10 protein-coding genes are annotated in these 13,486 nt (G+C 57.1%); all 10 read left to right on the top strand.

All coding sequences use genetic code 11. From position 1 onward, the window contains the following. The first annotated feature begins 40 nt into the window (after positions 1–40). The 10 genes from oadA to fliG all read left to right on the top strand — a co-directional run bounded on the left by oadA (position 41) and on the right by fliG (position 13,457). Positions 41–1,852 (top strand): sodium-extruding oxaloacetate decarboxylase subunit alpha, encoded by a 1,812-nt coding sequence (oadA, locus tag HCH_RS23345; RefSeq protein ID WP_011398943.1) that lies wholly within the window; start codon positions 41–43, stop codon positions 1,850–1,852. A 13-nt stretch (positions 1,853–1,865) separates the two neighbouring features. Then, positions 1,866–3,188 carry a sodium ion-translocating decarboxylase subunit beta gene (locus tag HCH_RS23340; protein WP_011398942.1) on the top strand — a complete coding sequence of 441 codons (1,323 nt, stop codon included), beginning with the start codon at positions 1,866–1,868 and terminating at the stop codon, positions 3,186–3,188. A 122-nt stretch (positions 3,189–3,310) separates the two neighbouring features. Further along, complete coding sequence (locus HCH_RS23335) at positions 3,311–3,604, top strand: flagellar protein FliT (RefSeq protein WP_011398941.1); 294 nt, start codon at positions 3,311–3,313, stop codon at positions 3,602–3,604. Positions 3,605–3,825: 221 nt separating this feature from the next. Beyond that, positions 3,826–5,265 carry a sigma-54 dependent transcriptional regulator gene (locus HCH_RS23330; protein ID WP_011398940.1) on the top strand — a complete coding sequence of 480 codons (1,440 nt, stop codon included), beginning with the start codon at positions 3,826–3,828 and terminating at the stop codon, positions 5,263–5,265. Between the two features lie 534 nt (positions 5,266–5,799). After that, on the top strand, positions 5,800–7,188 hold the full coding sequence (ltrA, locus tag HCH_RS23325) for a group II intron reverse transcriptase/maturase (protein ID WP_011395787.1): 1,389 nt from the start codon (positions 5,800–5,802) through the stop codon (positions 7,186–7,188). A 312-nt stretch (positions 7,189–7,500) separates the two neighbouring features. After that, on the top strand, positions 7,501–8,760 hold the full coding sequence (locus HCH_RS23320) for a sensor histidine kinase (protein ID WP_041598877.1): 1,260 nt from the start codon (positions 7,501–7,503) through the stop codon (positions 8,758–8,760). 27 nt (positions 8,761–8,787) lie between these two features. Continuing rightward, a complete protein-coding gene (locus HCH_RS23315) occupies positions 8,788–10,191 on the top strand; it encodes a sigma-54-dependent transcriptional regulator (protein ID WP_011398938.1) in 1,404 nt (467 codons plus the stop codon). 124 nt (positions 10,192–10,315) lie between these two features. Next, on the top strand, positions 10,316–10,672 hold the full coding sequence (gene fliE, locus HCH_RS23310; protein WP_011398937.1) for a flagellar hook-basal body complex protein FliE: 357 nt from the start codon (positions 10,316–10,318) through the stop codon (positions 10,670–10,672). Positions 10,673–10,720: 48 nt separating this feature from the next. Beyond that, on the top strand, positions 10,721–12,439 hold the full coding sequence (gene fliF / locus HCH_RS23305; protein WP_011398936.1) for a flagellar basal-body MS-ring/collar protein FliF: 1,719 nt from the start codon (positions 10,721–10,723) through the stop codon (positions 12,437–12,439). Further along, positions 12,432–13,457 (top strand): flagellar motor switch protein FliG, encoded by a 1,026-nt coding sequence (gene fliG / locus HCH_RS23300; RefSeq protein WP_011398935.1) that lies wholly within the window; start codon positions 12,432–12,434, stop codon positions 13,455–13,457. The genes fliF and fliG overlap by 8 nt, the downstream gene beginning before the upstream one ends. The last annotated feature ends 29 nt before the right edge of the window (positions 13,458–13,486 follow it).

Genomic DNA, 13,486 nt, shown 5'->3' with positions numbered 1-13,486 from the left:
GCAAGGACATTCGCGAGAGTAAACGAAAGGCTAATAACCCATGACAACAACGAAAAAACCACTAGGTATTACGGATGTAATATTGCGTGATGCGCATCAGTCGCTGCTGGCCACGCGCATGCGTTTAGACGACATGCTCCCCATCGCTGAGAAGCTTGATAAAGTTGGCTACTGGTCAATTGAGTCCTGGGGCGGCGCCACTTTCGACTCCTGTATCCGCTATCTGGGGGAAGATCCATGGGAACGCATTCGCGAATTGAAAAAAGCGATGCCGAATACGCCACAGCAAATGCTGTTGCGCGGACAAAACCTGCTGGGCTACAGACATTACGCTGACGACGTCGTCGAGCGATTTGTAGATCGTGCAGCGGCCAATGGCGTTGACGTATTCCGCGTCTTCGACGCGATGAACGACCCCCGCAACCTTGAAACCGCGATCAAAGCCGTGCTGAAAGTCGGCAAACACGCGCAGGGTACTTTGTCCTATACCGTCAGTCCCGTACATACCATTGATATGTGGGTGGACCTGGCCAAGAAAATTGAAAGCATGGGCGCGAACTCTATCGCCATCAAAGACATGGCGGGCCTGTTGAAGCCCTACGTGGCGTTTGAGTTAGTCAGCCGTCTGAAGAAGGAATGTTCCGTCCCCATTCACATGCAGTGTCACGCCACTACCGGCATGTCTACGGCTACGGCGCTTAAAGCGGCTGAAGCCGGCATCGATAACGTAGATACTGCGATTTCCTCCATGAGCATGACCTATGGCCATTCTCCCACGGAGGCGTTAGTCGCTATTCTGGAAGAGACAGACCGCGATACAGGACTGAATATTCACCTTCTGGAAGAAATTGCCGGTTACTTCCGCGAAGTACGTAAGAAATACGCCAAGTTTGAAGGCAGCCTGAGAGGCGTGGATTCTCGTATCCTGGTGGCGCAGGTGCCTGGCGGCATGTTGACGAATATGGAAAACCAGCTGCGTGAGCAGGGCGCCATCGACAAGTTCGATGCAGTGCTGGATGAGATTCCGCGCGTGCGTGAAGATCTTGGTTTCATTCCTTTGGTGACGCCCACTTCGCAAATCGTTGGCACTCAGGCAGTACTGAACGTGCTGACTGGCGAGCGCTACAAGTCGATATCCAAAGAAACGGCTGGCGTCTTGAAAGGCGAGTATGGCGCAGCGCCTGCGCCTTTCAACGCAGAGTTGCAAGCCAAGGTGCTGGAAGGCGCTCAACCTATCACTTGTCGCCCCGCTGACGTGTTAGAACCGGAAATGGATAAGCTGACGGATGAGCTGAAAAAGCTTGCATCTGAAAAAGGCGTCAAGCTGGCGGCGGAACCGGTTGACGATGTCCTGACTTATGCGTTGTTCCCGCAGGTCGGATTGAAATTCCTGGAGAATCGCGGCAACCCCGCAGCGTTTGAGCCGGTTCCCAGCGCCGATGACGTCAAGCCCGCGGCGCAGCCAGCGAAGACGGCAGCGCCGGCAGGCGGCCCTGAGGTTTACACGATCGTCGTTAACGGGCAAACCTACGTAGCGCAAGTTTCCGAGGGTGGCGATATCACTCAGGTGGCCCCTGTCGGTGCAGCTCCTGCTCCTGCGGCGCCCGCTCCAGCTGCCGCGCCTGCGCCAGCCGGTGGTGGCGCGCCAGTTCCTGCGCCTCTGGGTGGAACGATTCTGCGTCTTGTCGTTCAAGCGGGACAAACCGTTCAGGAAGGCGACGTGCTGCTGTACTTGGAAGCGATGAAGATGGAGACGGAAATCCGTGCGCCGAAAGCCGGACATGTCGCCAGCATCGATGTCAAAGTGGGCGATGCAGTCTCCGTCGGCCAGTCTCTGTTGAAGCTGGCTTAAGAGGTAGCGTTGTATGAACGGATTGTCCCAACTGGTATACGGCAGCGGCCTGTATAACCTGGAATGGGGGCAGGCGGTCATGATGGCCATCTGCCTCGGTTTGTTATTCCTGGCGATTCGCAAAGGCTTTGAGCCTTTGCTTCTCCTGCCGATTGGTTTCGGCGGTTTGTTGGCGAATATTCCAGAAGCCGGACTGGCTATGTCTGCGGTTGAGAACGCGATACATCTCGGTTCTCCAGAACAGTTGGTCAATCTGGCGGCTGCGCTGAATATTCCTTATGACGTCACGCAAGCTATAACGCCTGAAATCCGGCATGAGTTTATAGTGGCTTACAAGAGCTCTAATGCGGCTATGCATCAGGCGGTTGGGTTTGCGGCTCAGGATATGGGTTTCAGCAACGGCATGCTGTATCTGTTCTTTGATGTCGCCATCATGAGCGGCGTTGCTCCTTTGCTCATTTTTATGGGCGTTGGCGCGATGACTGACTTTGGTCCTTTACTGGCTAATCCGAGAACGCTGATGCTTGGCGCGGCGGCGCAGTTCGGTATCTTTGGAACCGTCCTCGGTGCGGCGGCTCTGGACGCCAGCGGCCTGATTCCATTCTCTATCAAGGAAGCGGCTGCAATCGGCATCATCGGGGGAGCGGATGGCCCGACGTCGATTTATGTCTCCACCTTGCTGGCCCCCCATCTATTGGGAGCAATCGCTGTTGCGGCGTACTCCTATATGGCGTTGGTGCCATTGATTCAGCCGCCTATCATGAAGGCGCTGACCAATGAGGAAGAGCGCAAAATCAAGATGGAGCAGCTCCGTCATGTGTCCAAAGCAGAGAAAATCGTGTTCCCGATTATCCTGCTGGTCATGGTTGCTATGTTCCTGCCTGACGCAGCGCCGCTGCTGGGTATGTTCTGCTTCGGCAATCTGATGCGTGAGTGTGGCGTGGTGGACCGTTTGAGTGATACGGCGCAAAACGCCCTGATCAACATCGTCACGATCATTCTGGGGCTTTCTGTGGGAAGTAAGCTTTCTGCGGACAAGTTCCTGGACGTGCAGACCCTTGGCATTCTGGTGCTGGGTATGGTGGCGTTCTGCGTAGGCACCGCATCCGGCGTACTGATGGCGAAACTGATGAACAAGCTTCCGGGCTCAAAGGTCAACCCGTTGATCGGTTCCGCTGGGGTTTCCGCCGTGCCGATGGCGGCGCGGGTGTCCAATAAGGTTGGCCTGGAGGCGAACCCGCAAAACTTCCTGCTGATGCATGCGATGGGGCCGAATGTGGCCGGCGTTATTGGATCGGCGGTAGCGGCGGGCGTCATGATCAAGTTCTTGAGCTGATCCTGCTTCTCCGAGTTTCCGGCGCAGCGAATAAAAATAACAAGCGCGCCGGAAAATCTCTTGCCGCAATGCTACACTAGCCCGAGATGACGTATCTCCATCCAGCATGGGTCGAAGCTTAAATGTCCGAGTTGGAAAAGTTAGCGGAACAAGTCGAGCAGTTGGCGTCACAACGCAAATGGGATGAGCTTATAGCGCTTGAACCCGCGCTACGCGACGTGGTGCAGTCGACCGTAACGCAGACCAGCGAGGACGACAAACCTCAACTTATCGCCACGCTGACGCGATTACGCCGTGTTTATGCAGAGGCAGTTCAACACGCCGGGTCCAACCGCTCCGAATCCGTTCAGGAACTTACCAGCGTTCGTCGTAGCTTGAAAGCGGCGCAATCCTATCTAAACACCTCTAAGTTTTAACCATCCTCTTTAGCGGCTGTCTATTTTCAATCGCGATGGCGACAATTTTTTGAACGTTTTTTATTCAGATAACGAAACTCGACTATTTGCGTCATTTATTTGACCACTCCCGGAAAGCGTACTTTAATTCTTGGGAAAGAAAAGGTTACTCCTCGCAATATGGAACCGGGTGACCGAGATGGAGGCTCAGGACATTTCAACAAATGTAGTACTGAGGTTACATGACAAGCAAAGACAGCACTGTCCTCTTGGTCTGCGATGACGACGCACGCAGACAGGCCATAGAAGTGATACTGGCGTTTCTGGGCGAGCCTGCTCTGGCCACGGATGCGGACAACTGGGTAAAAGCGTGTAAGGACGCCTCATTGAGCGCTGCGGATATGGCTGTGGCGTTGATGGACGCCAGTGTAACGAATGTGGAAGACTTTCTGGCCAGGCTGGAGGAGTGGGACCCAGGGTTGCCCGTGTTGATGCTGGGGGAGCGTGATCTGTCTGAAATCGACGAAGACCTGCGCCGTAAGGTCATTGTCCAGCTTGAAGAGCTGCCTCACTACAACAAGTTCATGGATAGTCTGTATCGCGCGCAAGTCTATCGTGAGCAGTACGCGGCCAAGAGCGGTCGCGGCAAGCAGCGTGAAATTCTGTTATTCCGCAGTCTGGTCGGCACCAGCCGCAGCGTGCAAAAAGTGCGTGAATTAATGTCCCAGGTGGCGGATAAAGAAGTCAGCGTGCTGATCACCGGCGAATCCGGCACCGGTAAAGAGGTGGTCGCGCGTAATCTGCATTACAACTCCCATCGCCGCAATCAGCCTTTTGTGCCCGTCAACTGTGGAGCCATCCCTGCAGAGCTTCTGGAAAGCGAACTGTTCGGTCATGAAAAAGGGGCTTTCACCGGCGCCATTACATCACGGGTCGGCCGTTTTGAGCTGGCCCAGGGCGGCACTTTGTTTCTGGATGAAATCGGCGATATGCCGTTGCATATGCAGGTCAAGATTTTAAGAGTGCTGCAAGAACGCACCTATGAACGGGTCGGCAGCAGTAAAACGCTGGAGGCCGATGTCCGCATCATCGCCGCTACCCATAAACATCTTGAGGGTATGATCGAACGGGGCGACTTCCGGGAGGATCTGTACTACCGCCTCAATGTTTTTCCGATAGAAATGCCGCCATTGCGAGAAAGGGCGGAAGACGTGCCGTTGTTGATCAATGAGCTGATCTCGCGCATGGAGAAAGAAAAACGCGGCTCTATCCGCTTTAACTCGGCGGCGATTCTAAGCCTGTGTCGACATGAATGGCCTGGCAATGTTAGAGAGCTGGCGAACCTGGTCGAGCGTTTGGCCATCATGCATCCTTACGGTGTAATCGGCGTGCAGGAACTGCCGCTGAAATTCCGTCATGTGGAAGATATAGAGCAGGGCATGGAAGATCTGGAGGAAGGCTACACTGGGGAGCCTGGTCTGGTTGGGCTTAATTCTCCGGCGGTGTTGCCCGTTAATGGACTGGACTTGAAAGAGTATCTCGCCAACCTGGAGAAGAGCCTGATCAAGCAGGCTTTGGATGATTCCGGGGGCGTGGTCGCGCGCGCGGCCGAACGTTTGCATATTCGTCGCACCACCTTGGTGGAGAAAGTGCGTAAATACAATTTGAATGCAGATGAATAATGCAGGCTAGCCCCTGAATAACCTCTGATTTTTTTCTGTTGAGCCCGGCGTTGTCCGGGCTCTGTCGTTTGTGCGCCAGGCATGGCGCGTAGTGCCTTGACGGGCGCTGTTCCGGTTCAGGTGGTGCTGGCCGGATGACTTGGGGGTGCAAGTCCCCTGTGGGCCCGGCAAGGGGAACCACTAGCCGAACGGCAAGGGTGTCCATCGTGAGGTGGAATCTGAAGGAAGCCGTAGGCAAAGCACTGGCCTGACGAACAGGAATCGCATACGAGGCGGCCACACTGGGTAAGGCGGCAAATACCGTCAAAGCCCGTACTTGCACGGAAGGTGTGGACGTAGATGCGGCGGGCATAAGTGTGAAGGTCACGCGTCTTACCCTGGGAAGTCTGGTTCTCTGCCGTTGTGCTACTCACCTCGTGAGGGGTGGGGATGGAGCGCCAGAACTCAGCCGAGGTCATAGTAGGTGCGTTACCGCGTACTGAAGGACTGAACATGGTTGACCGCCAGTAGGCGGTGAGTTCTCGTGATGTGCTTATGAAGACAGAAGCGATCCGGATGGGTCAGGGTATTCAGGGAGACGTCGGACGGTATCCGGCAGAGACTGAAGCCCGTGTTGAGGCAGACACGGGGGCTCACTCGTGGACGAACGCGGAGCCGAATACGCTGATGGAACAGGTGCTTGAGCGCCCGAACCTGATGCATGCGTATCAGCGGGTGATGTCCAACAAGGGCGCCGCCGGTGTCGATCAGATGCCGGTGGCGGCCCTGAAAGGCCACCTGCAACAGCATTGGCCAACGCTGCGAGAGCGGCTGTTGGCCGGAGACTACCATCCTCAACCAGTACGCCGGGTCAGTATCCCCAAACCGCAAGGCGGAGAACGGATACTGGGCATCCCAACGGTACAGGATCGCCTGATCCAACAAGCCCTGCACCAAGTGCTGAGCCCGATGCTGGAGCCGATCTTCTCGGACCACAGTTACGGGTTCCGCCCCGGGCGAAGCGCCCATCAGGCGGTTAGGGCGATGCAACGGCACATCAACGACGGTCACCGCTGGGTGGTCGATCTGGATCTGGAGCAGTTCTTTGACCGGGTCAACCACGATGTGCTGATGGGCCTGCTGGCCCGCCGCATCGCCGACCGACGGATGCTCACCCTGATCCGCCGATACCTGCAAGCCGGTATGCTGGACGGTGGGCTGGTCAGCCCAAGGCGGGAAGGCGCGCCGCAAGGCGGCCCCCTGTCACCTCTGCTCTCTAATGTGCTCCTGACCGAACTGGACCGGGAGCTGGAGCGCCGGGGCCACCGGTTCTGCCGCTACGCGGACGACTGCAATATCTACGTCCGAAGCGAGCGGGCCGGTCACCGGGTCATGACTAGCATTACCCATTACCTGAAAATGCACCTTCGCCTGAAAGTGAACGCGGAGAAAAGTGCTGTGGATCGACCATGGCGCCGGAGCTATCTGGGTTACAGCGTGAGCTGGCGCAAGCAGGTACGGCTGAGGATCGCGCCGAAGAGCCTGAAGCGCTACCAGGCCAAACTGCGTCAGTTGCTCAGACAATCACGAGGGCGACCGCTGCAGACCACCATTGCGCGACTGAATCCGGCACTCCGGGGCTGGGCGAACTACTATCGCCTGACGACCTCGAAGCGCCCAGTGGAAGGACTCGATGGGTGGGTGCGACGGCGGTTGCGCCTGTTGCTCTGGCGACAGTGGAAACGGACTTACACCCGAGCCCGTAATCTAATGCGACTAGGACTGTCCGAGCAGAGGGCTTGGAGTAGCGCAAGCAATGGTCGGGGACCTTGGTGGAATAGTGGCGCGTCCCATATGAACGCGGCGCTTCCCAAGAGGATGTTCGACCGCCTGTCTCTGGTAAGCTTGCTGGATACGATGAACCGGCTTCAGCGCCAATCATGAACCGCCGTGGTACGGAACCGTATGCCCGGTGGTGTGAGAGGACGGGGGAGGTAACTCCCCCTCCTACTCGATTAACTCTCCGCCTTTATTTGCACCCGGAAACCCGCCTGCATACGGGCTTGATGACTCACGCCAAACCTTGGCGCGGGAGTCATTGTCTCGTCAATTTTTCGGCGTGGCGCTTAGTCCGTTTTGCCTAACTCTATGAAACTGGGGCGTTAGTCAGGGCTGGCACAGAAAATGATTAATTACGTTTCAGACAGGTTTTTCGTCAATGTTCCAGCGATACGGACAAGTGATCGGAGAGGCAATATGAGCGTACCGAAAATTTTGTCGGCGGCGGATCAAGAGCAGCCGGTAGCGGTGATCCACCATCTGGCCCCCAAGCATGCCGGGTTTGACGACGCGGCGCATGCGGCGTCCGCAGATCCAGGTTTGGACCGGGCGATGAGTATGTTCGGCGCGATCGCTGATCAGATTTCTCAAACCTATCAGGATCTCAGTGGACGGGTGAATCGTCTGGCCAATGAGCTGGACTCCGTCAGCCTGAATCGACAAAGAGAGCACGAAGACAAAGCGCGTATCGCCAACCGGTTGAAAACGCTGTTGCAGGCGTTGCCGGTAGGTATCGTTGTACTGGACGCGCGCGGTTCTGTACAGGAGTGCAATCCGGCTGCGGTGGACCTGCTTGGCGAGCCGCTGCATGGGGAGCGTTGGGTGGAGATTATCCAGCGCTGTTTTGCGCCCAAGGCGGATGATGGGCACGAGGTGTCATTGAAAGACGGTCGTCGCCTGAGTATTCAAACCTGTTCGCTGGAAAACGCGCCAGGCCAGTTGATTGTGTTATCGGACCTGACCGAAACCCGTGAGCTGCAATCCCGCTTATCCCGTAGTGAGCGTCTGTCTTCCATGGGCAGAATGGTGGCGTCTTTGGCGCATCAGATTCGCACGCCGCTGTCCGCCGCTATGCTGTATGCGGGCCACCTGTCCCAACCTGAGCTGGATGGTTCGCTGCGTGTGAAATGCGCGCAGAAACTGATGTCCCGTCTCACTCATTTGGAACAGCAAGTACGCGACATGTTGATATTCGCCAAAGGCGACGCGCCCTTGGCGCAACGCATCGCCTGTGCGGAGCTGTTCACCGAAATTCAGGCTGCTGCGGAACCCGAAGCCCAGCGCAAACAGGTTCCTGTGCAATGGAGCATCGACTGCGGCGAACGGGAAATCCTGTGCAATAAAGACGCTTTAGTCGGCGCGGTATTGAACCTCTTCAATAACGCTCTGGAAGCGGTTAAAGGCGCGGATCAGCCTCAAGTGGAAGTAATCCTGAGCGCTCCGGGACAGGGTTTTATCTGTCTTGAGGTGCGCGATAACGGCGTAGGTTTCGAACCTGAAGACGGTCCCCGTCTGCTGGAGGCGTTCTATACCACCAAATCCCACGGCACAGGCCTTGGGCTGGCGGTGGCGCAGGGCGTGGCGCAGGCGCATCACGGTCGCTTTTTCATTACATCCGGCGGTCCGGGTCTGGGCGCCCGGGCCATTCTGACCTTGCCGGCGCGCCATTCCGCCTGACTCACGAAGCTTTGAAGGAGACATGCCATGAATAAACCGACCCTGCTGATAGTGGAAGACGATCTGGAGTTACTGGATGCGCTTACCACTACGCTGGAAATGAACGGGTATGACTATATCGGCGTCGATTCCGCCAGAGAAGCCTTGAGCGTTCTCGAGCAGCGCGCCGTGGATATGATCATCAGCGACGTCAACATGCCGGGCATGAACGGCTTTGAGTTGATGCTGGAAGTGCGGCGTCAATATCCCGGCGTCCCGGTGGTGCTGATGACGGCGTACGGGCAGATCAGCCAGGCGGTGGCGGCCATGCAAAGCGGCGCTGCGGACTATCTGGTCAAACCCTTTGAGCCGCAGACGCTGCTGGACACGATTGAAAAATACATGGGAGGCGCCGGCGGCGATTCCAACGCTGACGAGCCGGTGGCGGTGGATGGCGCCAGCAAGCGCATATTCCAGTTGGCGCAACGTGTGGCGATGACGGACTCTACAGTGCTCATCTCTGGAGAGAGCGGCACCGGGAAAGAGGTGCTGGCGCGTTATATCCATCGGAAATCCGCTCGCAAAAACGCGCCTTTCGTGGCGATCAACTGCGCGGCCATTCCAGAAAACATGCTGGAAGCGATTTTATTCGGACATGAGAAAGGCGCGTTTACCGGCGCTTACGCCAGCATGCCGGGCAAATTTGAACAGGCGGACGGCGGCACCATTCTGCTGGACGAAATTTCCGAAATGGACCTGGGTTTGCAAGCGAAACTGCTGCGGGTATTACAGGAGCGGGAAGTGGAGCGCATTGGCGGACGCAAGAGCATTCGCCTTGACGTGCGCGTACTGGCGACCACCAACCGGGACCTGAAAACCTATGTGCAGGAAGGCCGTTTCCGGGAAGACCTCTACTATCGCTTGTCCGTGTTCCCGATCCACTGGCGGCCGCTGCGTGAGCGACGCGCCGATATCGTGCCTTTGGCGGAACACTTGCTGGCGAATCATGCGCAGAAAATGAAACTGTCTTTCGTGCGTTTCGACGACAGTGCGCGTCAGGCGCTCTACAACCATGACTGGCCAGGCAACGTGCGTGAACTGGATAACGCCATTCAACGCGCTTTGATTCTGCAGCAAAACGGTCAGATCACCGCCGCGGATGTGTGTCTGGAAGGCGTCAGCCTGGACAGCCTGACGGCGCCAATGGCGTCGGGGATGACAATGTCGGAGCCGATGGATGAAATGGAAGAGATGGACGATGTCAGCGGGCTTGGCCAGGAAATGCGCATGCGTGAATTTCAGATCATTCTCGACACCCTGAAAAGCGAGGGCGGACGCCGCAACAAAGTAGCGGAGAAGCTGGGCATTTCACCGCGTACGCTGCGCTACAAAATCGCCCGTATGCGTGAGTTCGGCATCGACATCGACGAACAAATGGCGCGGGCCTGCTGAGGCCCTGATCACCATGGCGAATGCGCTGAAACTGGTATGTTTTCTGCAGAACTAGTGTAAACGAAACGGCTTTCGACGACATTTTGACAAGGCGTTTCGATAGCTTGGGAATGTGGAGGCGGTTATGACAAATCGGGTCGATATCAACAATGTGCTGGCGGATATTCGCAACCTGCGCGCGCAGATGCGGCAGTCGGCGCGCGTCGAGCAGGAACTGTCCGCTGAGCAGTTGAAGCCCACCCGCAAGCCTGAAGAAGTTCCCGAGTTCAGCCAGATGCTCAAACAAGCGGTGGACAACGTCAACGACCTGCAGAAAACCTCGTCGGAACTCAGAACCGCCTATGAGCAGGGCGACCCGCAGGCGGATCTGACCAAGGTAATGATCGCCTCGCAGAAATCGTCGGTGGCGTTTCAGGCGCTGACCCAGGTGCGCAACAAGGTGGTCCAGGCCTACGAAGACATCATGAAGATGCCTATCTGATCGGCTCAGTCATTCTAATAAAGCAGTAAACAAGCATCGAGGTGGACAATGGCTAGCGTTCCCGCACAGGTCGACGCCCAGGGGGGACAGAATAATGACGTGGATCTGGTGGAAAACCGCAGCGACATGATGCTGGGGTTCAACCGTTTATCACTGTTGCGCCAATTGGTTTTAATGGTGGGCGTCGCCGCCAGTATCGCTATGGGGGCGGCCATCATTTTGTGGGCGAATGAACCCGCCTACCAGCCGCTGTACCCGGACATGAGCGTGTACGACAGTACGGAAGTATCGGACATTCTCAGTCAGAACAATATTCACTTTAAAGTAGAGCCCAAGTCCGGCGCCTTGCTGGTGGCGGCGGAAGATGTCAGCGCCGCCAGAATGCGTCTGGCCGCCGCAGGCGTGACCCAGGACAGAACCATAGGCTACGAGCTGCTGGATAAAGATCAGGGGCTCGGCTCCAGCCAGTTCATGGAATCCACCCGCTACCGCCGCGGCCTGGAAGGTGAGTTGGCGCGTACTATCTCCAGCCTGCGCAACGTGAAAAACGCGCGGGTGCACTTGGCGATTCCCAAGCAAAGTGTGTTCGTGCGCGACAAACGCAGACCGTCCGCTTCCGTACTGGTGGAGCTGACCGGCTCGCGCAGTCTGCATCAGGATCAGGTGGAAGCCATCGTTAATCTGGTGGCCGGCAGCGTGCCGGAGATGGATCACCGCGACGTCACCGTGGTGGATCAGCGGGGCAACCTGTTGTCACAGAACAATTTGACCGAAGACGACTTAAGAACCTCCCGCGAGTTCCAGTACGCCCGCCGCATGGAGGAAGTATTGACCGGTCGGGTGAACAGTATTCTGGAGCCAATCCTGGGACCGGGGCGGTTTCGCGCGGAAGTGTCTGCGGACGTGGATTTCACTGCCGTGGAGCAGGCGCAGGAAACCTTCAATCCTGACCCTCAGGCGGTACGCAGCGAGCAGGAGATTGGCGAGCAGCGTATCGCCGGCAGCAATCAGGGGGTTCCCGGAGCTCTGTCCAATCAGCCTCCGGGTGTGGCCGCCGTGCCTGAACAGGCGGGCGTCGCCGGCGCCGCAGCCAATGCAACCGCCAATAGTCAGGCTACGGATATCCGCAAACAAACCGTGCGTAACTACGAGGTGGACCGCACCGTCAGCTACACTAAACAGCATCAGGGTAAAGTTCAGCGCCTCACCGTGGCGGTGGTCGTGGACGACTTGCGCCGGGTCGGCGCGGACGGGGCGGTCACTACCGAGGCCTGGCCGGAGGCGGAGTTGCAGCGTTTGACGGTTTTGGTGCGGGACGCCGTAGGCTATTCCGCCGCCCGTGGCGACAGCGTCAATGTCATCAACACGCCTTTCATGGCGGAGGAAGTGGAGATTAGCGACTATGAAGCGCCGCTGTGGGAGCAGCCCTGGATACGGGAGCTGATCAAATGGGGCGTGGCCTTCCTGATCGTATTGATTCTGGTGTTCGGGGTCATTCGACCGACCTTCAAGAACCTGTCCAGCGGAGGCGCTGACGCCAAGAATCTGGCGTTGGCCGGCGATGAAGACGGGTTGGCTGAACTGGAAAGTCTTGGCTCTGGCGTAGGTGAGGGAGAAAGTGTAGGCTTAAACGCAGCGGGCGATTTTTTACTGCCCGGCTCCTCTGAGGGATATGAGAAAAAGATTAACGCGCTCAAAGGACTGATTGCTGAAGATCCGGGCCGAGTGGCCCAGGTTGTTCGCCAATGGGTAATGGCTGATGAGTGACGAGAAAGGTGAGAAAAAACCGGTACGCAAAGTCTCCCGCGTGGAGTCGGCGGCGATTTTGCTCATGTCTCTCGGCGAAGCGGACGCCGCCCAGATTCTAAAACACATGGGGCCCAAGGAAGTGCAGCGTGTGGGCGCGCAAATGGCGCAATTGCAGAACGTGACCCAGGATGTTGTGGAGCACGTCACTACTGAATTTCTTGAAGCCGTCGGCGGTCAGACCGGTCTGGGCATCGGCGCCGACGACTATATTCGCACTATGCTCACCCAGGCACTGGGTGAGGACAAGGCAGCCAGCCTGATCGACCGTATTCTTCTGGGCGGCAACACGACGGGACTGGATACGCTGAAATGGATGGAAGCGCGGGCGGTATCAGACATCATTCGCTACGAACACCCCCAGATCCAAGCTATCGTCATCTCCTATCTTGACCCTGACCAGTCCGCGGAAGTGCTATCCAATTTCGATGAAAAAGTGCGTCTGGACATCATCATGCGCGTAGCGGCGCTGGAGACCATTCAGCCCCAGGCGTTGCAGGAACTCAACAACATTCTGGAGAAACAGTTCTCCGGCGGCACCTCTGCGCAAACCAGCAGGATCGGCGGCGTCAAACGCGCGGCGGATATCATGAACTTTATGGACTCCAGCCTGGAAGCGCCGTTGATGGAATCCATCAAGGATGTGGACGCCGACCTGGGCAGTCAGATCGAAGACCTCATGTTCGTGTTCGACAACCTCAAGGATGTGGACGACCGAGGCATTCAATCCCTGTTGCGGGAAGTGTCGTCCGACAACCTGATTCTGGCTTTGAAAGGCGCAGAAGAGGATTTGCAGGAAAAGATCTTCCGCAATATGTCGAAGCGTGCGGCGGAGCTGTTGCGCGACGATCTGGAGGCGCGCGGTCCCGTACGCGTCAGTGAAGTGGAAGCGGCGCAGAAGGAAATACTCACCATCGCGCGGCGCATGGCCGAAGCCGGCGAAATCATGCTGGGCGGCGGCGGCGAAGAAATGCTGTAAGCGCGCCGCCTGTGCAACGCCACACTAAC

Source organism: Hahella chejuensis KCTC 2396 (assembly GCF_000012985.1).
Classification (GTDB): Bacteria; Pseudomonadota; Gammaproteobacteria; order Pseudomonadales; family Oleiphilaceae; genus Hahella; species Hahella chejuensis.
This window is presented reverse-complemented; position numbering and strand designations above follow the sequence as displayed.

What these genes read in the sequence shown, in the direction of transcription:
- HCH_RS23330 (WP_011398940.1), top strand. Translation starts at nt 3,826, where the DNA reads ATGACAAGCAAAGACAGCACTGTCCTCTTGGTCTGCGATGACGACGCA.
- oadA (WP_011398943.1), top strand. Translation starts at nt 41, where the DNA reads ATGACAACAACGAAAAAACCACTAGGTATTACGGATGTAATATTGCGT.
- HCH_RS23315 (WP_011398938.1), top strand. Translation starts at nt 8,788, where the DNA reads ATGAATAAACCGACCCTGCTGATAGTGGAAGACGATCTGGAGTTACTG.
- fliF (WP_011398936.1), top strand. Translation starts at nt 10,721, where the DNA reads ATGGCTAGCGTTCCCGCACAGGTCGACGCCCAGGGGGGACAGAATAAT.
- HCH_RS23320 (WP_041598877.1), top strand. Translation starts at nt 7,501, where the DNA reads ATGAGCGTACCGAAAATTTTGTCGGCGGCGGATCAAGAGCAGCCGGTA.
- fliG (WP_011398935.1), top strand. Translation starts at nt 12,432, where the DNA reads ATGAGTGACGAGAAAGGTGAGAAAAAACCGGTACGCAAAGTCTCCCGC.
- HCH_RS23340 (WP_011398942.1), top strand. Translation starts at nt 1,866, where the DNA reads ATGAACGGATTGTCCCAACTGGTATACGGCAGCGGCCTGTATAACCTG.
- ltrA (WP_011395787.1), top strand. Translation starts at nt 5,800, where the DNA reads ATGAAGACAGAAGCGATCCGGATGGGTCAGGGTATTCAGGGAGACGTC.
- fliE (WP_011398937.1), top strand. Translation starts at nt 10,316, where the DNA reads ATGACAAATCGGGTCGATATCAACAATGTGCTGGCGGATATTCGCAAC.
- HCH_RS23335 (WP_011398941.1), top strand. Translation starts at nt 3,311, where the DNA reads ATGTCCGAGTTGGAAAAGTTAGCGGAACAAGTCGAGCAGTTGGCGTCA.